The 23505-nt window shown below is 68.1% G+C and carries 25 protein-coding genes; 10 read left to right on the top strand and 15 right to left on the bottom strand.

Annotated elements, in window-relative coordinates:
• The first annotated feature begins 3 nt into the window (after positions 1-3).
• The gene (locus C1932_RS06130) at positions 4-1134 is read left to right on the top strand and encodes a metallophosphoesterase (RefSeq protein ID WP_108761552.1); all 1131 of its coding nucleotides are present in this window, start codon (positions 4-6) and stop codon (positions 1132-1134) included.
• Between the two features lie 122 nt (positions 1135-1256).
• On the opposite strand, the gene C1932_RS06125 is transcribed toward C1932_RS06130, so the two are convergent.
• Together C1932_RS06125 and C1932_RS06120 are read right to left on the bottom strand one after the other, a co-directional pair.
• Positions 1257-1925, bottom strand: coding sequence for a hypothetical protein (locus C1932_RS06125; RefSeq protein WP_108761551.1), 669 nt, complete (start codon positions 1923-1925; stop codon positions 1257-1259).
• A 177-nt stretch (positions 1926-2102) separates the two neighbouring features.
• A complete protein-coding gene (locus tag C1932_RS06120) occupies positions 2103-2654 on the bottom strand; it encodes a hypothetical protein (protein WP_108761550.1) in 552 nt (183 codons plus the stop codon).
• Between the two features lie 154 nt (positions 2655-2808).
• On the opposite strand from C1932_RS06120, the gene C1932_RS06115 reads away from it, so the two are divergent.
• Genes C1932_RS06115 through C1932_RS06100 form a run of 4 tightly spaced genes read left to right on the top strand, consistent with a single transcriptional unit; the run spans position 2809 to position 7454 of the window.
• Positions 2809-4158 carry a TolC family protein gene (locus C1932_RS06115; RefSeq protein ID WP_234412369.1) on the top strand — a complete coding sequence of 450 codons (1350 nt, stop codon included), beginning with the start codon at positions 2809-2811 and terminating at the stop codon, positions 4156-4158.
• On the top strand, positions 4151-5164 hold the full coding sequence (locus tag C1932_RS06110) for an efflux RND transporter periplasmic adaptor subunit (RefSeq protein ID WP_108761549.1): 1014 nt from the start codon (positions 4151-4153) through the stop codon (positions 5162-5164). The genes C1932_RS06115 and C1932_RS06110 overlap by 8 nt, the downstream gene beginning before the upstream one ends.
• Positions 5149-6336, top strand: a complete 1188-nt coding sequence (locus C1932_RS06105) for an ABC transporter permease (RefSeq protein WP_108761548.1) — start codon at positions 5149-5151, stop codon at positions 6334-6336. The genes C1932_RS06110 and C1932_RS06105 overlap by 16 nt, the downstream gene beginning before the upstream one ends.
• A complete protein-coding gene (locus tag C1932_RS06100; RefSeq protein ID WP_108761547.1) occupies positions 6333-7454 on the top strand; it encodes an ABC transporter permease in 1122 nt (373 codons plus the stop codon). The genes C1932_RS06105 and C1932_RS06100 overlap by 4 nt, the downstream gene beginning before the upstream one ends.
• Here the strand turns inward: C1932_RS06100 and C1932_RS06095 are convergent.
• Together C1932_RS06095 and C1932_RS06090 are read right to left on the bottom strand one after the other, a co-directional pair.
• A complete protein-coding gene (locus C1932_RS06095; RefSeq protein ID WP_108761546.1) occupies positions 7451-8836 on the bottom strand; it encodes a hypothetical protein in 1386 nt (461 codons plus the stop codon). The two genes, C1932_RS06100 and C1932_RS06095, sit on opposite strands and share 4 nt — an antisense overlap.
• A gap of 129 nt (positions 8837-8965) precedes the next feature.
• Entirely contained in the window at positions 8966-9328 is a 363-nt protein-coding gene (locus C1932_RS06090) for a glycine zipper 2TM domain-containing protein (protein ID WP_108752523.1), read from the bottom strand.
• A gap of 154 nt (positions 9329-9482) precedes the next feature.
• Between C1932_RS06090 and C1932_RS06085 the strand changes: the two genes are divergently transcribed.
• From C1932_RS06085 to katG, 4 genes are all read left to right on the top strand, one after another.
• The gene (locus C1932_RS06085) at positions 9483-9887 is read left to right on the top strand and encodes a barstar family protein (RefSeq protein WP_108763362.1); all 405 of its coding nucleotides are present in this window, start codon (positions 9483-9485) and stop codon (positions 9885-9887) included.
• Positions 9888-9999: 112 nt separating this feature from the next.
• Positions 10000-12591, top strand: coding sequence for a DNA mismatch repair protein MutS (gene mutS / locus C1932_RS06080; RefSeq protein ID WP_108761545.1), 2592 nt, complete (start codon positions 10000-10002; stop codon positions 12589-12591).
• 126 nt (positions 12592-12717) lie between these two features.
• Complete coding sequence (locus tag C1932_RS06075) at positions 12718-13317, top strand: DUF937 domain-containing protein (protein WP_108761544.1); 600 nt, start codon at positions 12718-12720, stop codon at positions 13315-13317.
• Between the two features lie 143 nt (positions 13318-13460).
• Complete coding sequence (katG, locus tag C1932_RS06070; RefSeq protein ID WP_108761543.1) at positions 13461-15701, top strand: catalase/peroxidase HPI; 2241 nt, start codon at positions 13461-13463, stop codon at positions 15699-15701.
• Between the two features lie 135 nt (positions 15702-15836).
• Here the strand turns inward: katG and C1932_RS06065 are convergent, their stop codons facing one another.
• Both C1932_RS06065 and C1932_RS06060 read right to left on the bottom strand, forming a co-directional pair.
• Complete coding sequence (locus C1932_RS06065) at positions 15837-16244, bottom strand: RNA-binding S4 domain-containing protein (RefSeq protein ID WP_108752517.1); 408 nt, start codon at positions 16242-16244, stop codon at positions 15837-15839.
• A gap of 9 nt (positions 16245-16253) precedes the next feature.
• Positions 16254-16493: a hypothetical protein gene (locus C1932_RS06060; RefSeq protein WP_108761542.1), complete on the bottom strand. Its 240-nt coding sequence runs from the start codon at positions 16491-16493 to the stop codon at positions 16254-16256.
• A 62-nt stretch (positions 16494-16555) separates the two neighbouring features.
• On the opposite strand from C1932_RS06060, the gene C1932_RS06055 reads away from it, so the two are divergent.
• Complete coding sequence (locus tag C1932_RS06055; RefSeq protein WP_108761541.1) at positions 16556-18013, top strand: MATE family efflux transporter; 1458 nt, start codon at positions 16556-16558, stop codon at positions 18011-18013.
• Positions 18014-18029: 16 nt separating this feature from the next.
• Here C1932_RS06055 and C1932_RS06050 read toward each other — a convergent pair whose 3' ends face one another.
• The 9 genes from C1932_RS06050 to C1932_RS06010 all read right to left on the bottom strand — a co-directional run bounded on the left by C1932_RS06050 (position 18030) and on the right by C1932_RS06010 (position 23491).
• Positions 18030-18428: a DUF1801 domain-containing protein gene (locus C1932_RS06050; RefSeq protein WP_108761540.1), complete on the bottom strand. Its 399-nt coding sequence runs from the start codon at positions 18426-18428 to the stop codon at positions 18030-18032.
• 34 nt (positions 18429-18462) lie between these two features.
• Positions 18463-18894: a DUF1801 domain-containing protein gene (locus C1932_RS06045; protein ID WP_108761539.1), complete on the bottom strand. Its 432-nt coding sequence runs from the start codon at positions 18892-18894 to the stop codon at positions 18463-18465.
• Between the two features lie 24 nt (positions 18895-18918).
• Positions 18919-19290, bottom strand: a complete 372-nt coding sequence (locus C1932_RS06040) for a DUF6404 family protein (RefSeq protein ID WP_108761538.1) — start codon at positions 19288-19290, stop codon at positions 18919-18921.
• An 82-nt stretch (positions 19291-19372) separates the two neighbouring features.
• A complete protein-coding gene (rplS, locus tag C1932_RS06035) occupies positions 19373-19774 on the bottom strand; it encodes a 50S ribosomal protein L19 (protein WP_005408597.1) in 402 nt (133 codons plus the stop codon).
• 154 nt (positions 19775-19928) lie between these two features.
• Entirely contained in the window at positions 19929-20687 is a 759-nt protein-coding gene (gene trmD, locus C1932_RS06030) for a tRNA (guanosine(37)-N1)-methyltransferase TrmD (protein ID WP_108754753.1), read from the bottom strand.
• A gap of 8 nt (positions 20688-20695) precedes the next feature.
• Complete coding sequence (gene rimM, locus C1932_RS06025) at positions 20696-21208, bottom strand: ribosome maturation factor RimM (RefSeq protein WP_108748976.1); 513 nt, start codon at positions 21206-21208, stop codon at positions 20696-20698.
• Between the two features lie 45 nt (positions 21209-21253).
• Positions 21254-21514: a 30S ribosomal protein S16 gene (rpsP, locus tag C1932_RS06020; protein WP_108748975.1), complete on the bottom strand. Its 261-nt coding sequence runs from the start codon at positions 21512-21514 to the stop codon at positions 21254-21256.
• 97 nt (positions 21515-21611) lie between these two features.
• Positions 21612-22424 (bottom strand): aminotransferase class IV family protein, encoded by an 813-nt coding sequence (locus C1932_RS06015; protein WP_108761537.1) that lies wholly within the window; start codon positions 22422-22424, stop codon positions 21612-21614.
• The gene (locus tag C1932_RS06010; RefSeq protein WP_108761536.1) at positions 22421-23491 is read right to left on the bottom strand and encodes a nitronate monooxygenase; all 1071 of its coding nucleotides are present in this window, start codon (positions 23489-23491) and stop codon (positions 22421-22423) included. The genes C1932_RS06015 and C1932_RS06010 overlap by 4 nt, the downstream gene beginning before the upstream one ends.
• Positions 23492-23505 lie beyond the last annotated feature (14 nt).

The following is a 23505-nucleotide window of genomic DNA, read 5'->3' as shown; positions in this document are numbered from 1 at the left end:
CCCATGCTGCACCGTGCCCTGTCCCGCCCTGCCCGCCTGCTGCTGCCACTGGCCCTGCTGCTGGGCGCGCCGCTGCTGCAGGCCCGCGAGGTGGCCACGCCCGCCGAGCACGTGGATGCCGATGGCCCCTATGTGTTCCGCGTGGGCGAGCAGCTGCGCGCGCAGTGGATCTGTGGTGACCAGGTACAGATGCGCACCCTGCCCGCCACTGCCAGCGGCACCGATTTCAGCCCGCAGTGCGGCTACGCCCACAGCGTGCACGTGGCGCCGCCGGCGGCACCCTCGGTTTCGGTACTGCCGGCCGCACCGCGCATCGTCGCCCTGTCCGATATCCATGGCCAGTACGGCCTGCTGGTGCGCCTGCTGCGCGCCAACAAGGTGATCGATACGCAGGACCGCTGGGCGCTGGGCACCGACACCCTGGTCATTGCCGGCGATGTGTTTGACCGCGGCCCGCAGGTGACCGAGGCGTTCTGGCTGCTGTACGGCCTGCAGCAACAGGCTGCTGCCGCCGGTGGCGCGGTGCACTTCGTGCTGGGCAACCATGAAACCATGGTGCTGTACGACGACCTGCGCTACGTCAACGCCAAGTACCTGCGCAGCGCACAACTGCTCGGCCGCAGCTACCCGCAGCTGTACGGCGCCGATTCGGTGATCGGGCAGTGGCTGCGCACGCGGCCGGTGCTGCTGAAGATCGGCGACACCCTGTTCCTGCACGGCGGCATTTCGCCCGACGCGGTGGAACTGGCGCTGGACGCGGCCGCCACCAACCGCGCCTACCAGGCCTCGCTGGGCACGCCCAAGGCGGAGGTAAAGGCCAACCCGGCCACCGCGCCGCTATACGACGGCAAGACCAGCCCGATCTGGTACCGCGGCTATTTCGACGGGCGCCTGGATGCGCAGGGCGTGCAGGCCGTGCTGGACCGCCTGCAGCTGAAGCGCATCGTGGTCGGCCACACCTCCATGCCGCACGTGAGCACTTTCCACGGCGGCCGGGTGATCGCCATCGACAGCAGCATCAAGAACGGCGAGCACGGCGAACTGCTGTTCATCGAAAACGGCACGCTGAGCCGCGGCCTGCTGGATGGAAGCCGCGTACCGCTGGCCGAAGGCGTCCCCGGCGCGGATGGCTGACCGTTGGTAGAGTCGAGCTTGCTCGACTGCCGTTGGCCGTTGGTAGAGTCGAGCTTGCTCGACTGCACGAAATGCCGGAACCAAAGCAGTCGAGCGAGCTCGACTCTACCGCACCGCGCGCCTTAGAGCGGGCGCTGCTGCATCGGCGCCGCGGTGCTTTCACTGCGCGCGCGAGTGGCCAGCGGCTCACGCACGCGCTGCGCCAGGTAGCCCAGGCTGGCGGCCAGGATGAAGGTGTAGCCCAGCAGTTCGGTGGTTTCTTCGATGGTGTTCTTGAACACGCGGATGTACTGGTCACCCAGCAGGCCCGTCCACAACGAGGTCATGCCGATCAGGCGCGAGTAGAACAGCAGCAACACCAGTCCGATGGTCATCACCGTGCCGGCGCGCGAGGTGAGGAAACGCACCAGACCGGCCACGGCACCGCGCCAGTCACGGCTGGCCCACGCCAGCGAACCGACGATCAGCAGGGTCACCGCATACTTCCAGAACCCGTGCGCGATCAGGTCCAGCGCCTCGTCCATCTCGCGCAGGAACATGCAGGCGAACAGGGCGGCGGCCAGCACCGCGAAACCCCGGTCCTCGGCGCGGCGCCACGCCAGCCGCGCGAACGCCAGCACGCTGGCCGCCAGGAAGCCTTCCTGGGTCAGTTCCACCAGCGACCACTCGCCTACCGCGTCGCCCAGCCAATGGATGTCCAGCCAGGCCAGCAAGGGCGGCAGGGTCACCATGAAGCCGAAAAGGAAGGTGCGTCCCAGGTGGGACAGCAGGAGGCGGAGATCATTCTTCATTACGTACTACCTGCGCCGGAAGCGGCGAAACTGCGGAAAACAAAGGCGACAGGGGGCAGGGCCACGAACGGGCCCGCGCGGCGTGTCGCGGCGATTCGTTATTGTCTCGTTAAAGACCGTGCCTGACGACCGCACCAATGGAATGGAGAGGTCCGCCCGCGCATGCAGCGCGCGATGTCAGCAGGCAATCCAGTAGTCGACCTGGAACAACCGCCCCTGCGCATCGAAGCGCAGGTCATAGCGCTCCTCGAAGCGTCCGCGCGGATCGGCGGTCACATGCACGGTGCCATCGCTGGCGTGCGCGCGCGGCAACCGCTGCATGACACTGGCCCCGGTACTGCGCAGATCGATCCGCTGCCCATTGGAAAGCACCAGCGCCCCCTCGCGCCCCGGTTCGAAGCGGCGCAGCACCGCGGTCTGGCCATTGCTTTCCCAGGCCTGCCCAGCCCAGCTCAACAGCTGTATATCGCCGTGGTCGTATGCACTGCCGCATTCGTATGGCGACGGCTCGCGCTGCACAGGCGCACCCAATGCCTGCAGCACGCGCGGCAACGGCACCTGCTCGCCGTGCGCGAACCGGCCCACGCCCCGCACCTGCACGCCCACGATGGCCGGCTGCGCGTCTTCAGCGGCGGGATCTGCCTGTGCCAGCGCGAAGGGCTGTGCGGCCAGCAGCAGGGCCGCGGCGATCAGGCAGGCACGTCGACAATGGCGGGGCCGTTGTCCCATGCCGGCGACTGTACTGCAGTTTCTGCACCTACAACGGCTTCACGGCATACCGACTAATTTTTGCCGGACACTTTACGGATGACGGACCCACGTGCATCGGCATCGCCCCACCCCGTGGCTGCAACGCGCAGGCGCGCCCCTGCTGATCTGTGCGCTGTGGCTGCCCACAGCCGGCGGCGCGCAGTCCCTGCCTGACAGCGCGGCACCACCGGCACTGGACTGGGAACAGGCGCGGCAAAGGCTGGAACAGGTGTCCGACGCGCTGGCCGCTGCTGATGCCGGTGTGCGCAACAAGCAGGAACTGCAGGAAGCCACCCGCCTGCTGCGCCTGCCCGAGATCACCGGCGAAGTACGCCGCCTGCAGTTCCAGAAGACCCTTACCCTGCCGCTGGGCTCGCTGGCACCGGTGGCCGAGGCCTACGGCATCGACTCGCCGTTGACCTTCACCGAACGCGACTGGCGCACCCGCCCGGTGGTGACCGCGGTACTGCCGCTGTACACCGGCGGGGTAATTCCCGCGGCGCAGCGCGCAGCCAGCGCCGCCAGCGAACAGGCCAGTGCCGAGCGCGAAGCGCAGCGCCAATCAATCACCGTGCAACTGGCGCAGGCCTACTTCGGCCAGCGCCTGGCCGAACAGGCGGTGGACGTGCGCCGCGATGTGCGCGACGGCCTGGAACGCCATCTGTCCGATGCGCAGAAACTGGAACGCGAAGGCTTCGCCACGCGGGCCCAGCGCCTGCAGGCCACCGTGGCCCGCGACAAGGCCGAGCGCGAGTACCAGAAGAGCGTGAACGATCTGGCCACGCTGCAGGCCGCACTGGCCACCCTGCTGCGCAGTGGCGGCCAGGTCCGCCCCACCTCGCCGTTGTTCGTGCAGCGCGCGCCGCTGGAACCGGTGGCCAGCTTCGAACGCACCGCGCAGGCGCGGCAACCGCAGATTGCGCGCCTGCGTGCGCTGGTGGCGCAGGCCGAACAGGGCGTGCGCGTGCAGCAGGCCAAGCTGAAACCGCAGATCTTTGCCTTCGGCCAGTACGACTTCCGCCGCCGCGATGAAATGCTGACCGACCCGGACTGGGCGTTCGGCATCGGGCTGAAGTACACCTTCCTGTCGCCCAACTCGCGGCCGGCGCAGATCGGTGCGGCACGTGCGCAGCAGGAGCAGGCCGAGGCCGGCCTGCGCGAAGCCGAGAACCAGGTCGCGCTGGGCGTGCGCAAGGCCTGGAACGAACTGGAAACCGCCCGCCAGCAGTTCGTGCTGCTGGACAGCAGCATTGCCCAGGCACAGGAAAACCTGCGCCTGCAGGAACTGGCGTTCCGCGAGGGCCAGGCCACATCGCTGGACGTGATTGATGCACGGCTGGGCCTGGGCGGCGCCCGCGTGGAGCGCTCGCAGGCGGCCTACCAGTACGACGTAGCCCTGGCGCAGTTGCTGGAGATCAGTGGCCAGATGGACCGTTTCGAAGACTACCGGCGGCGCGCGGACGAGGTGATCGACCATGAGTGATGTATTGCACGATGACGCAGCAACGCCGCCGGGCAAGCGCCGTACCGGCCTGATCCTGGTGGTGGTGTTGCTGCTGGTGGTGGTGTTGGGCCTGTGGCTGGCTTGGCGCAGCCCGGCCGACCAGATCCAGGGCATGGCCGACGCGGACACGCTGAACGTGGCTGCCAAGATCACCGCCCGCGTGGCCGAACTGAAGGTGCGCGAAGGCGACCGCGTGCAGGCCGGGCAGATCGTGTTCCTGCTGGACAGCCCGGAAGTGGCGGCCAAGGAACAGCAGGCCCACGGTGCGCTGGCCGCCGCCCAGGCGGTGGCCGACAAGGCCGACGAAGGCGCGCGCCGCGAAGACATCCGTGCCGCCGAAGCCAACTGGAAGCGCGCCGAGGCCGGTGCCACCCTGGCCGAGGCCACCGCCGGCCGCGTGCAGAACCTGTTCAACGAAGGCGTGATGACCCGGCAGAAACGCGACGAAGCCCACGCCCAGGCCACCAGCTCGCGCGAACTGGCCCGTGCCGCGCGCGCGCAGTACGACATGGCCCTGGCCGGCGCACGCGAACAGGACAAGCGTGCCGCACAGGGCCAGGTACAACAGGCGCAGGGCGCGGTGGCCGAGGTCAACGCCGCCCGCGCGGAAGTGGAAGGCCGCGCCCCCGTGGCCGGCGAGATCAACAAACGCATGGCCGACCCGGGCGAACTGGTGCCGGCCGGCTTCCCGGTGTTCACCCTGGTCGACATCGATCGCATGTGGGTGTCAATGAACCTGCGCGAATCGCAGATGCAGGGCCTGAAGGTCGGAAGCCGCCTGCAGGGCCGGATTCCCGCGCTGGAAAAGGATGCCGCCTTCGAGGTGTACTTCATCAATCCGGCCGGCGACTACGCCACCTGGCGCAGCACGCGCCAATCGTCGGGCTACGACGTGCGCAGCTTTGAAGTACGGGTTCGCCCGGTGCAGCGTGTCGAAGGCTTCCGGCCCGGCATGAGCGTGCTGTTCGCATGGCCGCAGAGCTGAACCCGGACAGCACCGGCATCGGCGCTGCATGGCGGCGCGAACTGCGTGCGCTGCGCAGCAACCGGGCCGACCTGGCCCTGGTCACCCTGTTGCCACTGCTGATGCTGGCGGTGACGGCCTGGATGTTTTCCGCATCGGTCATGCGCGATGTGCCCATTGCCGTGGTCGACCTGGACCACAGCAGCGACAGTCGCCTGCTGCTGCGCATGCTCGATGCCAGCCCCGGCGTACGCGTGGCCACGCAACCGGTCAGCCTGGACGAAGCACAGGCGCAGCTGCGCAGTCTGCAGGTGTTCGCGGTGGTGCTGGTGCCCCGCGATGTCACCCGCCAGGCCCTGCGCGGGCGCCAGGGCACGGTGTTCGCCTATTACAACGCCACCTACATGACCACCGGGCAGTCGGCCGCGCGCGATATCGGCGATGCGGTATCGGCATGGGGCGCGCGCCTGCTGCGCGAGCGCATCGGCCTGCAGGTCGGCCCCGGCAAGCTGCGCGCCGCGCCCATCGCCGTGCAGTCGGACATCCTGTACAACCCGGCGCGCAGCTACGAACTGTTCCTGCTGCCGCTGATCTTTCCGGCGGTGTTGTCGCTGGTGCTGGCCTTGGCCGTGGCCGGCAGCCTGGGCCGTGAGATCCGCGATGGCACGCTGCGCGCTTGGCTGGGGCGCACGCCATGGTCGGCGCTGCTGGGCAAGATCGCGCCCTACGTGCTGCTGTTTTCCATGTACGGCGCCGCAGGTGTCGCCTACCTGGCCTGGCTGCGCGGCGATGGCATTGCCGGCAGCGTGCTGTTGCTGCTGCTGGCACAGCCGCTGTTCTACCTGGCCACCGCCAGCTACGCGCTGTTCTTCGTCGGCGTTACCCGTGACATGGGCACCGCACTGTCGGCGGTGGGCCTGAGCATCGGCACCGCACTGGCGTTTTCCAGCGCCACGTTCCCAGTCATCGATGCACCGCTGTTCACCCGCATCTGGCACCTGCTGCTGCCGCTGAGCGCCTACATCAAGCTGCAGACCCAGCAGCAGTTCGTCGGCGCGCCGCTGGCGGTATCGCTGTGGCCTCTGGCCACCCTGCTGGTGATGATCGTGGTGGCCGGCGGCATCGGCGGCGCACGGCTGATCGCCTTCGCCCGCAGCGCACCGGCCGCGCAGGCGGCCAGGGCCAGCGCATGAACGCGGTGTGGCGCAGCCTGCGGCAGACCCTGATGGCCGTGCTGCTGGACCGCTACGCCATCGTGGTGATGGTCGGCGCGGTCATCCTGTACTCGTTCTTCTACCCGGCCGCCTATCGCCACCAGGTGGCCGGCGACCTGCCCGTGCTGGTGGTGGATGAAGACCACAGCGCCACCAGCCGCGAACTGCTGCGTACGCTGGATGCGCTGCGCGTGGCGCGCGTGGTCGGGCAACCGGCCGATATCGAAAGCGCACGCCAGCAACTGGAAGCCGGCCACGCCGAAGGCATCGTGCTGATTCCGGGGAACCTGGAGCGCGACATCCTGCGCGGCCACCCCGCCAAGCTGGTACTGCTCGGCAATGGCGCCTATCTGGGCCGCGCCAGCTGGGTGCTGGGCAGCGTGGCCGATGCGCTGGGCGCGTTCGGTCGCGATGCCGCCGTTACCCAGGCCGCCTTCATGGGCGCCCCGCAGGCACCACCGGTCACCCTGGTGCAGCGGCCGCTGTACAACACCCAGGAAGGCTACGGCAGCGCCATCGTGCCGGGCGTGGCCGAACTGATCGTGCACCAGACGCTGCTGATGGGCATCGGCGTGCTGCTAGGCGGCCGCCGCCTGGCGCTGGGCCGGCGCCTGCGCTTCGACCGCCCCACCCTGCTGGGCATGGCGCTGGGCTTTGGCCTCATCGGCCTGTTCGGGTTGTTCTACTACGCCGGTTTCACTGCCTGGGTGCAGGACTACCCGCGCGGCGGCAACCCGCTGGGGCAACTGCTGGGCGGCACGTTGTTCATCGCCGCCACCGTGGCCTTCGGCCTGTTCGTCGGCAGCTTCTTCCGCACCCGCGAACGCGCGTTCCAGTACGTCATCGCCACGTCCATTCCGCTGTTCTTCCTGGCCAACCTGTCATGGCCGGCGGTGATGACCCCAACGCCGCTGGTCTGGCTGTCGCAGCTGCTGCCCACCACCGCCGGCATCAACCTGATGGTGCGCCTGACCCAGATGGACGCCCGCCTGGCCGATGTCCGCCACGAACTGATCACCCTGGGTGGCTTGCTGCTGCTGTACGGCACGCTGGCCTACCGGCGCCTGCACGGCGCAGCGCCGCGCGGCTCCGACTAGTTCTTGCTGTCGTCCGGCGTATACCAGAACGGAATGCGGTACTCGCGGCGGCGGTCCGGTCCGGTGCTCTCGCCCTGCGCATGCCAGACCAGATGCAGGTCATGCCGGCCCGGCGCCAGGCCCTGCAGCGGCAGGTAGCCCACCAGCCCGCGCATTTCCAGATCGCGGCGCTCGAACGGCACAAAGTCGGCCAGCGCCACCGGTTTGCCGTCCAGAGTGACGGTCCATATCAACGCCAGGCAGTCCACTGCCGCACGTGCCGCCGGCGCACCTTCGGCGCTGTTCTCGCCCCCGGGCAAGGCCGTGCAGTAGCGCCGTGCCAGCGGGTTGTCGCGCTGCGGGCGATGCGGAATGAACAGCCGCAGGCGCGAACTGCTGATCGTATCGGCCGGAATCATTGGGTAGGCCAGCAGCTGGTCGTGCGTCGAGCGCAGCGACTCGTAGTGCGCGCTCAGCATGCCGTTGTCCACGGCTTCCTCGGTCAGCACCTGGTAGCGGTTGAACAGCGAGAACTTCACCGAACCGGCCACCTGCACCGCCGCCAGCACCATCGCCACGCCGATGGCCAGGAGGTAGCCGACCATGAACGAGCGCGAGCGCAGGTTGCTCTGGATGGTCAGCTGCATGGTCTGCATCAAGCGCAGCAGCGGCACCTGCTGCATGCCGGCCAGGAAGCGCTGCAGCGTGCGTTCCAGCCCCTCGCTGGGGCGGCCACGTGCGTGGCGCCGGGCAATGGCTTTTTCCAGCGCGTACGGCACGGACGCCAGCGCCAGCAGGCTCACCAGGCACGCGCCCACCACCGCCATCGCCACCTGGTCCGAACCACCGGCCAGGAAGGCGATGAACATGGCGATAGCCAGGGTCACCATTGCCAGCACCAGGGTGCCAGCCAGGGTCTGCACGCAGATCAGCGTGGTGGAAAACAGCAGCGTGGCCAACCGATCGGCACGCTGGATGCTGCTGTCCAGGCCGCCATCGCGCGCGCGCAGGAACGCACGCGACACCGGCCCCATCTGCTGCAGCGCGGCCCAGTCGATGCCCTCGGGGAAATGCGATTTCAGACCGACCAGGCCGATCCAGTAACCGCGCACGGTCAGGTGCGCGATCAGCGCCACCGCCAGCACGTAGCACATGCCCACCACCGTGCTGAAGGCAAACCACAGCAGCTGGAAGTACATGCCTTCGGTATGCAGGCTGCTGCGCGCCCAGGCATCGAACAGGTAACCGGGCACGGCCAGCAGGGCGAACGCCAGCAGACCGGAAATGAACAGCTCCAGCTCGTCCGCGCGCTCGCGCAGCCGGTTGAAGCGGCTGTTCGCTTCCGGCTCGGCCTGGGTCGGTGTGGACACGGTCTGGGGCGCAGCAACCGGCGATTCGTTCACAGCGCGTTCATCCTTGGAGGTTGGCGCAGTATAGGGCGCCGCCCGGCCCCGTGGTACGCCCGCGCAAACGAAGAACGCCGGCACGAGGCCGGCGTTCGGGTACTGCAGGTGGAAGGGACTACAAAGGGGTTATCGGTACACGCGTTCGCAGCGGCGCTCGACCACACGGTCGCCGGTCTTGCTCTGGTGGTTGCCCTGGATCTGGCGACCAGCGGCACCGCCGGCCACGGCACCGGCCACGGTGGCCAGCTTCTTGCCGTTGCCGCCGCCCACCTGGTTACCCAGCAGGCCACCCACCACCGCACCGGTGGCGGTACCGGTAATGCGGTTCGGGTCACGCGAATTGCGCTGCACTTCTACGTTCTTGCACACCACACGGCTGCCGTCGTTGAACTTGCGGCCTTCATCGCGCGGGCCATAGGTCTGTGCACCGGCCACCGACGACGCTGCCAGAAGGCTGCCCAGCAGCAGTACACGGATGGAAGTATTCATGGCGGTCTCCTGTGTTGCGGTATGGCGCAAGTGTCTCGTGGGCGGTGGCAACCACAGGTGAAATCCAGATCACTGCGCGCTGAACGGCCATGTGCGGTTCATCTACACCGCGCCGCATTGCTACAGTGATGAAACCGTGGATCGAGGCCCGTGCATGCACAACGATGCGCCGCTGGAACTGGTGCTGGAAGGCAGCGCCGTGCATGACATCGCCAGCTTCTACGCCGAGATCAACCGTGTCTTCATGGTGGGCGAAGAGTGGCAGCTGGGGCCAAGCCTGGATGCGCTGGACGACCTGCTGTACGGCGGCTACGGGGTGCTGGCCGGGCACGCCACGGCAACACTGGTCTGGAAGGACATCGCCCACACGCGCCACGCGCTGGGTGAAGCCACCACCCGGGCATGGCTGCAGGACAAGCTCGACAACACCGCCACGTTCAACACGGCGACCGTCGAGCGACAACTACGGGCGCTGCAGCGCGGCGAAGGCGAAACCTACTTCGAGATCGTGATGGAGATCTTTGCAGGGCATCCGAACATCAGCCTGCGGATGGAATGAGCGCGCCTGGCGGGGGCGCGCCGAGCCACCCCTAGCCGTTACCATGGGCAGCCCTGTACCCGTCTCCGCCCTGCGGCCTTCCCGCGGCGGACACCCCAGATCCACGAGCCCCATGTCCAAAGACAAGTCCGCCGAACACACCCCGCTGATGAAGCAGTTCTTCGCAGCCAAGTCCGACTACCCGGACCTGCTGCTGTTCTTCCGCATGGGCGACTTCTACGAACTGTTCTACGACGACGCCCGCAAGGCGGCGCGGCTGCTGGACATCACCCTGACCCAGCGCGGCAGCTCCGGCGGCGCGCCCATTCCGATGGCCGGTGTGCCGGTGCACGCCTACGAAGGCTACCTGGCGCGGCTGGTGGCGCTGGGCGAATCGGTGGCCATCTGCGAACAGATCGGCGACCCGGCGCTGGCCAAGGGCCTGGTGGAACGCAAGGTGGTGCGCATCGTCACCCCCGGCACGGTCACCGACGAGGCCCTGCTGGACGAGCGCCGCGACACCCTGCTGATGGCGCTGTCGCGCAGCAAGCAGGGCTATGGCCTGGCCTGGGCCGATCTGGCCGGTGGCCGCTTCCTGGTCAACGAAGTGGAAACCGACGACGCGCTGGAAGCCGAACTGGCCCGCCTGGAGCCGGCCGAACTGCTGGTGCCCGACGAAGAAAACTGGCCCGAGTTCCTGCGCCAGCGCACCGGTGTGCGCCGCCGCGCGCCGTGGCTGTTCGATGCCGACAGTGGCCGCCGCCAGCTGCTGGCCTTCTTCAAGCTGCACGACCTCAGCGGCTTCGGCATCGACGACAAGCCGCGTGCCACCGCTGCCGCCGGCGCCCTGCTCGGCTACGTGGAAGAAACCCAGAAGCAGCGCCTGCCGCACCTGACCTCCATTGCGATGGAAACCGCCGGTGAGGCGATCGCGATGAACGCCGCCACCCGCCGCCACCTGGAACTGGACACGCGGGTGGACGGCGATACCCGCAACACCCTGCTGGGCGTGCTCGACAGCACGGTCACGCCGATGGGCGGCCGCCTGCTGCGGCGCTGGCTGCACCGCCCGCTGCGCCTGCGTGAGGTGCTGGTACAGCGCCACCATGCGGTGGAAACGCTGATCGACCGCGGCAGCGATGCAGACATCCGCGAACAGTTCCGCCGCCTGGGCGATCTGGAACGCATCCTTACCCGCGTGGCGCTGCGTTCGGCGCGCCCGCGTGATTTTTCCACCCTGCGCGATGGCCTGGGCCTGCTGCCGGCCGTGCGCGAGGTGCTGGCACCGCTGGATTCGCCGCGCCTGCAGACCCTGCACGCCGCGCTGGGCGAGCACGACGAATGCGCGCACCTGCTGGCCAGCGCCATTGCCGAAATGCCGCCGCTGAAGCTGAGCGATGGCGGCGTGCTGGCCGATGGCTTCGATGCCGAACTGGACGAGCTGCGCCGCCTGTCCACCCACGCTGACCAGTTCCTGGTTGACCTGGAACTGCGCGAGCGCGAGAGCAGCGGCATTCCCACCCTGAAGGTGGGCTACAACCGCGTGCACGGCTACTACATCGAAATCAGCAAGGGGCAGTCCGACCGCGCGCCGGTGCACTACACCCGCCGGCAGACGCTCACCAATGCCGAGCGTTACATCACCGAAGAACTGAAGGCGTTCGAAGACAAGGTACTGTCCGCGCGCGATCGTTCGCTGTCGCGCGAAAAGTACCTCTACGAACAACTGCTGGACACCTTGGGCAGCCAGCTGGAACCGCTGAAGCAGTGCGCCGCCGCGCTGAGCGAGCTGGACGTACTGGCCGCCTTCGCCGAACGCGCACAGGCGCTGGACTGGGCGCGCCCGGAACTGCAGGCCGAGCCCTGCCTGAAGATCGAACGCGGTCGCCACCCGGTGGTGGAAGCGGTGCGCGAACAGCCCTTCGAACCCAACGATCTGGACCTGCACCCAGACCGCCGCATGCTGGTCATCACCGGCCCGAACATGGGTGGTAAATCCACCTACATGCGGCAGAACGCGCTGATCGTGCTGCTGGCCCATATCGGCAGCTTCGTGCCGGCCAGCCGCGCCCTGATCGGCCCGATCGACCGCATCCTCACCCGCATCGGCGCCGGCGACGACCTGGCCCGCGGGCAGTCCACCTTCATGGTGGAAATGGCCGAAACCAGCTACATCCTGCACCACGCCACCGCGCATTCGCTGGTGCTGATGGACGAGATCGGCCGCGGCACCTCCACCTACGATGGCCTGGCCCTGGCCGATGCAGTCGCGCGCCACCTGGCCTACCAGAACCGCTGCTACACGCTGTTTGCCACCCACTATTTCGAACTGACCGCGCTGGCCGACGAGCAGCACGAAGGCGGTGCCAGTGGCATCGCCAACGTACACCTGGATGCGGTCGAGCATGGCGAGGCACTGGTGTTCATGCATGCAGTGAAGGACGGTCCGGCCAACCGCAGCTTCGGCCTGCAGGTGGCCGCGCTGGCCGGCCTGCCGCGCGCTACCGTGGCGCAGGCACGGCGCCGCCTGGCCGAGCTGGAACAGCGCGGTGGCGAAAGCCATGCGGCCGCCGTGGCCCCGCAGGCGCTGGATGCACCGCAGCAGTTCGGCCTGTTCGCCGCGCCATCGAGCAAGGCACAGGAAGCGCTGGCGGCGATCGATCCGGACGAGCTGACCCCGAAGCAGGCGCTGGAAGCGCTGTACCGGTTGAAGGCGTTGTTGTAACGGCACCCGCCGGGCATGGCCCGGCGCTACCGGTGGGCATGGCGCCCGGCCCGGCACCCTTCGCATTTCCGTCGTGTACCCGGCGTTATGCTCGGGCGGTCCTTCCTTCACTGAACGGAGACCGCCATGAATACCCAATCCCTCGCCGCATCCCTGTTCCAGCAACTGCAGCAGGGCCAGGGCCTGCAGCAGGTATCGCAGCAGCTTGGCCTGGACAGCGCGCAGACCAGCCAGGCCGTGGGCAGCGCCCTGCCCCTGCTGCTGGGCGCCATGGGCCAGAACGCCAGCGAGCCGCAGGGCGCGCAGTCCCTGCTCAATGCCCTGCAGCGCGACCACAGCGGCGGCGGCGGCTTCGACCTGGGCGGCATCCTCGGCGCGGTGATGGGCGGCGGCGGCAGCGGTGCCACCGACGGCGCCGGCATCCTCGGCCACGTGTTCGGCGGCCAGCAGCCGCAGGCGGCCGCGGCCCTGGGCCAGAAGACCGGGCTGGACAGCGGCACCTCCGGCAAGCTGCTGGCGATCCTCGCCCCCATCGTCATGTCGTTTTTGGCCCAGCGGTTTGCCCAGCAGGGCAATGCCTCCGAACTCAGCAGCGCGCTGGGGCAGGAAACGCAGAGCGGCGGCGGTCTGGGCAGCCTGCTGGGCGGCGCCCTGGACCAGGACGGCGATGGCCAGTTCGGCGCCAGCGACCTGATGAAGCTGGGCGCCGGCCTGTTGAAGCGCTGATCGGCCACGATCGTCCTATGCAGACGGCCCCATAGGTCACCACTATCGCATTGGTTGAATCAATCGAATTTACCGATCGCCAAGCCCTGCCTATCGTGGGCTTGAACCCGATTCCCATTTCGCCAGCCCACAGGTAGATACCCATGAAAAGCGAAGCCAAGTGCCCCTTCAACCATGCCGTGGTCGGCGACGCCACGACCAACCGCGACTGGTGGCCGAACCAGTTGCGCGTGGACCTGCTGAACCAGCATTCCGCGCGCTCCAACCCACTCGATGCTGGCTTCGATTACGCCAAGGCGTTCCAGGGCCTGGACTATGCCGCCCTGAAGGCCGACCTGAAGGCGCTGATGACCGATTCGCAGGACTGGTGGCCGGCCGACTTCGGCCATTACGGCGGCCTGTTCATCCGCATGGCCTGGCACAGCGCCGGCACCTACCGCATCGGCGATGGCCGTGGCGGCGGCGGTCGCGGCCAGCAGCGCTTCGCTCCGCTCAACAGCTGGCCGGACAACGTCAGCCTGGACAAGGCCCGCCGCCTGCTGTGGCCGATCAAGCAGAAGTACGGCCAGGCCATTTCCTGGGCCGACCTGCTCATCCTTACCGGCAACGTCGCGCTGGAATCGATGGGCTTCAAGACGCTGGGCTTCGCCGGCGGCCGCCCCGATACCTGGGAACCGGACCAGGACGTGTACTGGGGCCGCGAAACCACTTGGCTGGGCGGCGACGTGCGCTACAAGCACGGCTCCGAAGGCGTGCAGGAAGACCACGGCGTACTGGTGTCAGACGATGATGCCGACGGCGATGTGCATTCGCGCAAGCTGGAAAACCCGCTGGCGGCGGTGCAGATGGGCCTGATCTACGTGAACCCGGAAGGCCCGGACGGCAACCCCGACCCGGTGCTGGCCGCACATGACATCCGCGATACCTTCGGCCGCATGGCCATGGACGATGAGGAAACCGTCGCCCTGATCGCCGGTGGCCACAGCTTCGGCAAGACCCACGGCGCCGGCCCGGCCGACAACGTGGGCAAGGAACCGGAAGCGGCCGATCTGGAAAACCAGGGCCTGGGCTGGGTCAGCAGCTTCCGCAGCGGCAAGGGCGGCGACACCATCACCAGCGGCCTGGAAGTCACCTGGACCCGCACCCCGGCGCAGTGGAGCCACGACTTCTTCGAAATCCTGTTCGGCAACGAATGGGAACTGACCAAGAGCCCGGCCGGTGCCCACCAGTGGGTGGCCAAGAACGCCGACGCGGTAATTCCCGACGCGCACGATCCGTCGAAGAAGCACCGCCCCACCATGCTCACCACCGATCTTTCGCTGCGCATGGACCCGGCCTACGAAAAGATCTCGCGCCGTTTCCTGGAAAACCCGCAGGCCTTCGCCGATGCCTTCGCCCGCGCCTGGTTCAAGCTGACCCACCGTGACATGGGCCCGCGCGCGCGTTACCTCGGCCCGGAAATTCCGGCCGAACAGTTCATCTGGCAGGACCCGCTGCCGGAAGCGCAGCACCCGCTGATCGACGCCAAGGACATCGCCGCGCTGAAGCAGCAGATCGCCGCCAGCGGCCTGAGCGTGGCCGAGCTGGTGTCCACTGCGTGGGCGTCGGCCTCCACCTTCCGCGGCTCGGACAAGCGCGGTGGTGCCAACGGTGCACGCGTGCGCCTGGCCCCGCAGAAGGACTGGGCGGTGAACCAGCCGCAGCAGCTGGCCAAGGTGCTGGCCGCGCTGGAAAAGGTGCAGGCCGCGTTCAATGCCGGCAGCAGCAAGCAGGTGTCGCTGGCCGACCTGATCGTGCTGGCCGGTGGCGTGGGCGTGGAACAGGCGGCCAAGGCCGGTGGCCATGAGGTCAGCGTGCCATTCACCCCGGGCCGCACCGATGCCAGCCAGGAACAGACCGATGTGGAATCGTTCTCGGTACTGGAACCGGCCGCCGATGGCTTCCGCAATTACCTGAAGGGCGCCTACGCGGTGCCGGGCGAAGCGCTGCTGATCGACAAGGCACAGCTGCTGACCCTGACCGCGCCGGAGATGACCGCGCTGGTCGGCGGCCTGCGCGTGCTCGGTGCCAACGCCGATGGCGGCAAGCACGGCGTGTTCACCGCGCGCCCGGGCACGCTCAGCAACGACTTCTTCGTGAACCTGCTGGACATGGGCACGCAGTGGAAGGCCACTGGTCGCGAAAGCTACGAAGGCCGTGGCCGCAACGACGGCGCCGCCCGCTGGACCGGCACCCGCACCGACCTGGTGTTCGGTTCCAACGCCGTGCTGCGCGCACTGGCCGAGGTGTATGCCAGTGCCGATGGCGAGAAGAAGTTCGTGCAGGATTTCATCGCCGCCTGGACCCGGGTGATGGAACTGGACCGCTACGACCTGCACGGCTGACGCGTTTGGTAGGTGCCAACCTTGGTTGGCACACAACCCGCCACGACCGCATCTGGTAGGTGACAACCTTGGTTGGCACACAACAAATCGCCCACCAAGGTGGGCGACTACCGTAAACGCGCCACCATCACGCCGTTACAACGCGTCCAGATCACCCAGCGCGCGGATCAACCGCCGCGCGCGCTTGTCCGGCTTGTGCTCCGGCGGCTGGAAACCATCACGGGCGGCGATGCGCAACGCACGCTGCTCGGCCCGCCGCGCCTTCGACGCTTCGCTTTCCACGTACAACTGCTGCGCCACCGGCGCCGGGCCGCGCTGGTCGCTGATGCCCAGCACCTGGATCTCGAAATGTTCCTCGCCACGGTCCACCTGCACCTGCTCGCCCACGCGCACCGCGCGTGAGGATTTAGGGCGCTGGCCGGCCACGCTCACCTTGCCGGTTTCAATGGCCTGCTTGGCCAGGCTGCGGGTCTTGAAGAAACGGGCCGCCCACAGCCAGATATCCAGGCGGACACTGGGCGGCAGCGGGGAAAGCGCATGCATCGGCGGAAACTACTCCGGGGGTCGATTCAAGGGACGCGGGTTGTCCGGGTCGACCCGGCAGCCGGTGCCGCCGATCAACGGCTTCACACCAGAGGCCAGGTCCTGGCGTGGGCTGCCCACCAGGCATTCGGGTCGGTCGGTCGGCCGTATCTGGGTATCGCCCAGGCGGTCGTCCATGGAACATGCGGGCAGCACGGCCACGATCAAGGCCAGCGCGATCCCGCACACCCCCTGCTGTTGCTGATGCATTGCCACACCCCGCAAACCGGCTTGGTGCTAGTGTGCGCCTCCCGGCATTCGATCTCCAGCCCATGGCCAAAGCGCCGCTTGACCTGACTTCCGGCCCGATCGGGCGCAACCTGCTGCTGTTCGCGCTGCCCATCCTGGCCGGCAACATCGCCCAGTCACTGAATGGTTCGGTGAACGCGGTGTGGGTCGGGCGCTTCCTGGGCGAGGCCGCGCTGACGGCCACGGCGAACGCCAACAACATCATGTTCTTCCTGATCGGTTCGGTGTTCGGCTTCGGCATGGCCGCCACCATCCTGATCGGCCAGGCCATCGGCGCGCGCGACATCGGCCAGGCGCGGCGCGTGGTCGGCACCAGTGCCACGTTCTTCATCGGCCTGTCGGTGGTCATTGCCATCGCCGGCTGGTTCCTGGCCCACCCGCTGCTGGCAGCGATGGGCACGCCGGCCGCCTCGCTGCCGCTGGCCGAGGCCTACCTGCGCGTCATCTTCCTGGCCATGCCCACGCTGTACGCGTTCGCCTTCCTCAGCGCCGCGCTGCGGGGTGCCGGCGATTCGCGCACGCCGTTCCGCTTCCTGCTGGTATCGGTGGTGCTGGATATCGCGCTGAATCCGGTGCTGATCTTCGGCCTGGGCCCGTTCCCGGAACTGGGCATTGCCGGCTCGGCCTGGGCCACGCTGGTGTCGCAGACGCTGTCGCTGGCCGGCCTGCTGCTGTACATGCGGCACAAGCGGCACACGCTGTGGCTGGGGCGTGCCGACATGCACCTGTTCAAGCTCGATTTCACCATCCTGCGCGCGCTTGTGGTCAAGGGCGTGCCGATGGGCCTGCAGATGGTGCTGATCTCGCTGTCGGTCATCATGCTGATGACCATGGTGAACCAGTACGGCACCGATACCGCGGCCGCGTATGGCGCATCGCTGCAGCTGTGGAACTACGTGCAGATGCCGGCCATGGCCATCGGTGCGGCGTGTTCGTCGATGGCCGCGCAGAACGTGGGCGCGCAGCGCTGGGACCGCGTGCGCGGCACCGCGCGGCAGGGCGTGCTGTTCAACTTCCTGCTGACCGGGGCGCTGATCCTGCCGCTGGTAGCGCTGGACCAGTATTCGCTGGCGCTGTTCCTGCCGCAGGGCAGCGAATCGCTGCAGATCGCCCGCCATTTGAATCACGTGGTGATCGGCTCGTTCCTGTTCTTCGGTGTCAGCTTCGTGATTTCCGGCGTGGTGCGCTCCACCGGTGCGGTCATTCCACCGCTGCTGATCCTGGCCGCCTCGCTATGGGGCGTGCGCGTGCCGTTCGCTGAATTCCTGCAGCCGTACTGGGGCGCCGATGCGATCTGGTGGAGTTTCCCGGCTGGTTCGCTGGTGTCCATGCTGCTGTCGCTGGCGTATTACCGCTGGGGTGGCTGGCGCAAGGCGCGGATGATCACCCCGCCGGCGCCGGCCGAAGTACTGGCCACGCCGTCGGAAGTGCCGGCCTGCCCGCCCTCGCCGGTAGCCGACCCGGATGCCGTGACCCGATAGCGCCGACACTACCGTTCTACTTCGCGGCGTTGTGCTTGGCCGCAGCGCGGATCAAGGCCTTCAGCGCGGTCGCGTTGGGCATCTTTCCTTCGTGGATGTCGATCGCGCGCCGTGTATTGCCTTCCAGGCTGGCATTGAACAGGCCCTTCGGGTCAGGCAGCGCGGCGCCGTGGGCGAAGGTCAGTTTCACTGCCTGCTTGTAGGTTTCGCCCGTGCACAGGATGCCGTTGTGTTCCCACACCGGCGTGCCGCGCCATTTCCAGGTTTCTTCCACGTCGGGCAGCGCCTGGTGGATCAGCGCACGCACGCGGGCCAGCGTCTCGCCGCGCCAGTCGCCCAGTTCGGCAATGCGCGCATCGATCAGTTCAGAGGCAGGGCGTGTTGCTTCGGTGGCTTCCACAGCTTTCCTGGGCATGTCTGCACTCGCACGGTACGGTGGGAAGGGAAAACTACATGCGCGCGCCGGGCAGCGCACGTGCCTGCTGCAGCCACTCCAGCAGTTGTGCGCGGTCCAGCACGCTGTCTTCATACAGGTGCAGATAGCGTGTGGTGGCCCGCTTCGAAGGCTCGGGTGGCTGCGGCTGCAGCAGCGCGCCGTGGAAGAACGCGACCTTGATGTAACGCGTGCAGCAGTGGAAGCTGAGGAACCAGCCCTGCCCTTCGGCAACGCCATACATCGGTGAATTCCAGCGCACGGCCATGTGCACGCCGGGCACGGCTTGGGTGATGAGGGCATCGAGCTGCTCGCCGAACGCACGCTTCCAGCCGGGCATGGCGGCGATATAGGCCTGGACCGGTGCATCACCATCGCCCTTGGCGATCTGCGGATTACCGCCAGACAACAGCTTCGGCGCAGCGGGGGCGGATGGCTTGGAAGGCATTGCACAGCGCTCCGTGGTCGCAGGTCAGCGGCTGGGCAGGTCACGCCATAACGGCAGGCCACGGCGCAGGCGCATCACGCGCATCACGACCGCCATCAGCAGACCGAACAGGACGCCGGCGAGGAGCGCGCTGAACACCGCCACTGCCACCGGCAGGCTGGTGTTGCGCCAGACCAGCAGCCACATCAGCACGCCCCAGCCCAGTGCGAACCAGATACCCATCAGCAGTGCATTGGACGCCACGCTGGCGATGATCGGCGGGGGCGCGTTGACGCCCATGCGCCACAGCAGGCGATGCAGTGGCGGCGCCGAGTGCCGGCGCTGCACACCCGCGGCGTCAAGATGGCGCAGGGCGGCCTGCACCCTGGGCGGGTAACGCTGTTCAACGGTCGTCATGCCGCGAACATAGCGCCGGCCAGCCCACAAACGCAAACGGCCACCCGAAGGTGGCCGTCGCGGCAACAACCGAAGTTGTTTATCAGGCCTTTTCGGCCAGACGGGCAGCCTTGGCGGCAGCAGCGGCAGCCAGGTCTTCCTTGATGCGGGCAGCCTTGCCTTCCAGGCCACGCAGGTAGTACAGCTTGCCGGCGCGGACCTTACCACGACGCTTCACTTCGACCGAGTCGATGATGGCGCTGTGGGTCTGGAAGACGCGCTCGACGCCGTAGCCGTGCGAGATCTTGCGCACGGTGAACGAGGAGTTCAGGCCGGCGTTCTTGGTGGCGATCACAACGCCTTCATAGGCCTGCACGCGCTCGCGGCTGCCTTCCTTCACCTTCACGTTGACGACAACGGTGTCGCCCTGGCTGAACTTCGGCAGTTCGCGGGTGATCTGGGCGGATTCGAATTCCGCGACGATGGACTTGTTCAGCTTGCTCATGGGTTACACCGATTCTTGTTCGGGTGGGCGTGTCGTTCTGACAACGTAGGCTCATGCAGTCACGGAACTGTGCTGCACGTTTGTTGTGGGTACTGCGCGCGCCGGCCGGGGCTGGCGGGAATTGGCCATGATAGCCGATAAAGCCAGCCCTGCGCTAGGGGCTGGCCTTGTGTTTCTGGGCCTGGCGGCCCTGTTCCAGCAGTTTGCGGTCGGCCTTGCCCAGCGCCTGTTCATCCAGCAGGTCCGGGCGCCGTTCGGCGGTACGGACCAGCGACTGCTGGCGGCGCCAGGCGGCAATGGCCGCGTGGTTGCCCGAACGCAGCACGTCCGGCACGTCGCCCAGCGGGTGCTGGGCCGGCTGGCTGTAATGCGGGCAGTCGAGCAGGCCCAGGTCGCCTTCGAAGCTGTCCTGGGCGGCCGATTCGGCGTCGTTCAGGGCACCGTCCTGCAGGCGGGCCACGGCATCGATGATGACTGCCGCACCCAGTTCGCCGCCGGACAGCACGTAGTCGCCAAGGGAAATCTCTTCATCGACGTTGGCTTCCAGGAAGCGTTCGTCGATGCCTTCATAGCGGCCACAGAGCAGGACCACGCGCGGCAGCGCCGCCAGTTCCCGCACCTTGGCCTGGGTGAGCGGCGCACCCTGCGGGCTGAGGTAGATCACCCGCGCCGGGGTCGGGTCGGCGTCGCGGATCGCCTGCAGGCAGGCCTGCAGCGGCTCGATCAGCATCACCATGCCCGGGCCACCGCCGAACGGACGGTCGTCCACCCGGCGGTAGTTGCCTTCGGCGTAATCACGGGGGTTCCAGCCGTGCAGGCTGAACAGCCCCTTCTCCTGCGCCCGGCCGACCACGCCCAGCCCAGCGGACTGGGCCAGGAAGTCGGGGAACAGGGTGATGACGTCGAAGCGCATGCTCACACTCAGAACTCGGGGTCCCAATCGACCACGACCAGATTGGCCTCGAAGTCGACCGATTTGACGAAGTCCGGCAGCACGAACGGGATCATCCGCTCGCGGTCGCCACGGACCACGACCACATCGTTGGCGCCGGTGCTGAACAGGTGCGAGACCTGGCCCAGGGCAACGCCCTCGACGGTCTTCACATCCAGGCCTTCCAGATCCACCCAGTAATACTCATCGGGTTTCGGTGGCGGCAGCGCGCTGCGGGCCACGTAGATCTCGGTGCCGTGCATGGCCTCGACCGTGTCGCGATCTTCGATGCCGGGGAACCGGGCCACCAGATGCTTGCCGCTGTCGCGGCCACGAGCGCCTTCAAGCGTCGATTCCTGCCCGTTGGGGCTGCGCAGGATCCACGGCTGGTAACGGAAAATAGCGGAACGCGGCTCGGTCCAGGACTCGAGCTTTATTTCGCCGCGCACACCAAAAGCGCCGACAATCCTGCCCAGCAGGATGCGGCGCTCGTTATCTTTCATCTGCGTTCAATCAGATGGGCCGCGCCAGAGCGCGGCCCGTCAGGATCAGGCCGCAGCGGCCTGGGTCTTGGCCGCTTCCTTGATCAGGTTGCGGACCTTTTCGGTCGGCTGGGCGCCGTTCTTGACCCAATGGTCAACGCGGGCCAGGTCCAGCTCGATGCGCTTCTCGCCGCCCTGGGCGACCGGGTTGTAGAAACCAACGCGCTCGATGTTGCGGCCGTCGCGCGCGCTGCGCACGTCGGTCACGATGATGTGGTAGAACGGACGCTTCTTGGCGCCGCCGCGGGTCAGTCGAATCTTGACCATGGTGTTTTTCCTATTGCCCAGTCGCCGGAATGGCGAGGTAAGCGGGCGATTATAGCGGCAGATGGCGGCCGGGCCAACCCCTGGGCCAGCCATCGGGTCAGATCCCTTTTGCCGCGCAAAAGGGCTCTGACCCCAGCACGTCCCACGGCACGCCCGCCAGCACCGCCCTGCCCTGTTCAGCCAGCGCCTGCGACCCCGGCAGGGCCTGCCCATCGATGGCCTCCAGCGCCCACACCCCACTGGCATTGCAGGCAAAGGCCGCCTTCACACCGGCCAGATCGGCCAGCCGCAAGGGCTGGATGGCCTGCGCGCCGGGCCAGTACCGCTGCAGCAGCGCCTCGGCGGTCCCGCGCAGTGCCGGCGCCTGCGGCCAGAGCAGGCGTTGACCATCGTGCGCGGCCAGGTTCCAGGTACTGCCCTCGCTGATCTGCCCGTCGGCCGCCACCAACAGCGCATCGTCAAACCCCGCCGCCAGCGCCGCACGGCGCTGGGCAAACAGACCAAACGTTCCCACGTGCTTGATCTGCGGCCAGTCGCGCTGCCAGACCACGCTGCGCACGCGCTTCGGCGCCACCAGGGCCACCGGCGCCGACACCGCCACGAGCACGTCCACCGGCACGGCGGCCAGCGGGTTGCGGAAATCGAAGCGGCGCGAAAACACCGTCACCCGCATGGAGGCATCGCCCTGCCCCGCCTGCTGCAGCGCCTGCGCCATCCACGCCTGCAGCCGGCGCAGGTCCAGTTCGCTGCCGAACAGCTCGCGCGTGGCCTGTGACAGCCGCGCCAGATGCAGCTCCAGCCCCTGCACGGCATGGCCACGCACCTGCAGCGAGGTGAAGTGGCCGTAGTTCACCAGCGCCGGCAGCAGATCGTCGGCCTGCGCGGGCTGGCCGTTGCAGGTCACGGTCACCGCAGCAGGGCCTGCGCGTCGCGCCACATGTCGGCCAGCACCTCGGCGGCCGGCCGCGCCGGTGCCATCCACGCCGACTGCCCGGCCCAGGCCTGCATCGCCGCCAGATCATTGCGCTGCGTCGCCTGCTTGCGCATCGGCGCGGTCAGCCCGCGCTGCACCGGGTACGGCCGCGGTGGTGGCGCAGCATCGGCCGCCGCCGCACGCACATACGGGGTGGCCAGGCCGCGGCCCAGGCGCCCACTGAAAGCGCGGGTCGGCCAGGTGTCTTCGGGTTCGGTCACCGCCAGTGCGTCGGCCCAGGCCCGGGCAATCGCCGCTTCGGGGGTACGCAGGAAAGCGGTGCCGATCTGCACGGCGCTGGCGCCCAGCGTGAGCGCCGCGGCGATGCCACGCCCATCGGCAATGCCGCCAGCGGCGATCACCGGAATCTGCAGGTGGTCGGCCAGGCGCGGCAACAGGGCGAACAGCCCGACCAGTTGCCGTTCGGCCAACTCCGGATCGAAGGCGCCGCGATGGCCACCGGCCTCCACGCCCTGCGCCACCACCGCATCGGCACCGGCGTCCTGCGCCGCGCGCGCTTCGGCCAGCGTGGTCGCGCAGGCAATCCACGCAATGCCGGCATCCTTCAATTGCTGCACATGGCGCGGCGACAGCACGCCCATGATGGTCGAAGCCACCGCAGGGCGCGCGGCCAGCAGCGCGGCGAACTGCTCATCAAAATCGGCCGGAGTGGCATCGGCGGCGCTGGCCGGCACCTCGGGCCCCCATTGGGCCAGGAAGGCGCGGCTGGCGGCTTCGGCGGCCACGTCGCGGGCCGGCGCCGGGTCGGGCAGCCACAGATTCACCTGCGCGGGGCCGGCAGAGGCCGCGCGGAAATCGTCCATCCACACGCCGATATCGGCCGCCGAAGACAGCACCGCGCCCATCGCGCCCATGCTGCCGGCGTTGGCCAGCGCAGCAGACAGCGGCACCGGACAGGCCCCGGCCATCGGCGCCAGCAGGATCGGAAGGGAAACCTGGAAGCGCCGGCAGAACGCCTCGACGCGGGAAGTGACAGCAGACATCAGCAGGGCGGCCC

Source organism: Stenotrophomonas sp. YAU14D1_LEIMI4_1 (assembly GCF_003086815.1).
In the GTDB taxonomy this organism is placed as follows: domain Bacteria; phylum Pseudomonadota; class Gammaproteobacteria; order Xanthomonadales; family Xanthomonadaceae; genus Stenotrophomonas.
This window is presented reverse-complemented; position numbering and strand designations above follow the sequence as displayed.

What these genes read in the sequence shown, in the direction of transcription:
- C1932_RS06130 (WP_108761552.1), top strand. Translation starts at nt 4, where the DNA reads ATGCTGCACCGTGCCCTGTCCCGCCCTGCCCGCCTGCTGCTGCCACTG.
- C1932_RS06125 (WP_108761551.1), bottom strand. Translation starts at nt 1,925, where the DNA reads ATGAAGAATGATCTCCGCCTCCTGCTGTCCCACCTGGGACGCACCTTC.
- C1932_RS06120 (WP_108761550.1), bottom strand. Translation starts at nt 2,654, where the DNA reads ATGGGACAACGGCCCCGCCATTGTCGACGTGCCTGCCTGATCGCCGCG.
- C1932_RS06110 (WP_108761549.1), top strand. Translation starts at nt 4,151, where the DNA reads ATGAGTGATGTATTGCACGATGACGCAGCAACGCCGCCGGGCAAGCGC.
- C1932_RS06105 (WP_108761548.1), top strand. Translation starts at nt 5,149, where the DNA reads ATGGCCGCAGAGCTGAACCCGGACAGCACCGGCATCGGCGCTGCATGG.
- C1932_RS06100 (WP_108761547.1), top strand. Translation starts at nt 6,333, where the DNA reads ATGAACGCGGTGTGGCGCAGCCTGCGGCAGACCCTGATGGCCGTGCTG.
- C1932_RS06090 (WP_108752523.1), bottom strand. Translation starts at nt 9,328, where the DNA reads ATGAATACTTCCATCCGTGTACTGCTGCTGGGCAGCCTTCTGGCAGCG.
- C1932_RS06085 (WP_108763362.1), top strand. Translation starts at nt 9,483, where the DNA reads ATGCACAACGATGCGCCGCTGGAACTGGTGCTGGAAGGCAGCGCCGTG.
- mutS (WP_108761545.1), top strand. Translation starts at nt 10,000, where the DNA reads ATGTCCAAAGACAAGTCCGCCGAACACACCCCGCTGATGAAGCAGTTC.
- C1932_RS06075 (WP_108761544.1), top strand. Translation starts at nt 12,718, where the DNA reads ATGAATACCCAATCCCTCGCCGCATCCCTGTTCCAGCAACTGCAGCAG.
- katG (WP_108761543.1), top strand. Translation starts at nt 13,461, where the DNA reads ATGAAAAGCGAAGCCAAGTGCCCCTTCAACCATGCCGTGGTCGGCGAC.
- C1932_RS06065 (WP_108752517.1), bottom strand. Translation starts at nt 16,244, where the DNA reads ATGCATGCGCTTTCCCCGCTGCCGCCCAGTGTCCGCCTGGATATCTGG.
- C1932_RS06060 (WP_108761542.1), bottom strand. Translation starts at nt 16,493, where the DNA reads ATGCATCAGCAACAGCAGGGGGTGTGCGGGATCGCGCTGGCCTTGATC.
- C1932_RS06055 (WP_108761541.1), top strand. Translation starts at nt 16,556, where the DNA reads ATGGCCAAAGCGCCGCTTGACCTGACTTCCGGCCCGATCGGGCGCAAC.
- C1932_RS06050 (WP_108761540.1), bottom strand. Translation starts at nt 18,428, where the DNA reads ATGCCCAGGAAAGCTGTGGAAGCCACCGAAGCAACACGCCCTGCCTCT.
- C1932_RS06045 (WP_108761539.1), bottom strand. Translation starts at nt 18,894, where the DNA reads ATGCCTTCCAAGCCATCCGCCCCCGCTGCGCCGAAGCTGTTGTCTGGC.
- C1932_RS06040 (WP_108761538.1), bottom strand. Translation starts at nt 19,290, where the DNA reads ATGACGACCGTTGAACAGCGTTACCCGCCCAGGGTGCAGGCCGCCCTG.
- rplS (WP_005408597.1), bottom strand. Translation starts at nt 19,774, where the DNA reads ATGAGCAAGCTGAACAAGTCCATCGTCGCGGAATTCGAATCCGCCCAG.
- trmD (WP_108754753.1), bottom strand. Translation starts at nt 20,687, where the DNA reads ATGCGCTTCGACGTCATCACCCTGTTCCCCGACTTCCTGGCCCAGTCC.
- rimM (WP_108748976.1), bottom strand. Translation starts at nt 21,208, where the DNA reads ATGAAAGATAACGAGCGCCGCATCCTGCTGGGCAGGATTGTCGGCGCT.
- rpsP (WP_108748975.1), bottom strand. Translation starts at nt 21,514, where the DNA reads ATGGTCAAGATTCGACTGACCCGCGGCGGCGCCAAGAAGCGTCCGTTC.
- C1932_RS06010 (WP_108761536.1), bottom strand. Translation starts at nt 23,491, where the DNA reads ATGTCTGCTGTCACTTCCCGCGTCGAGGCGTTCTGCCGGCGCTTCCAG.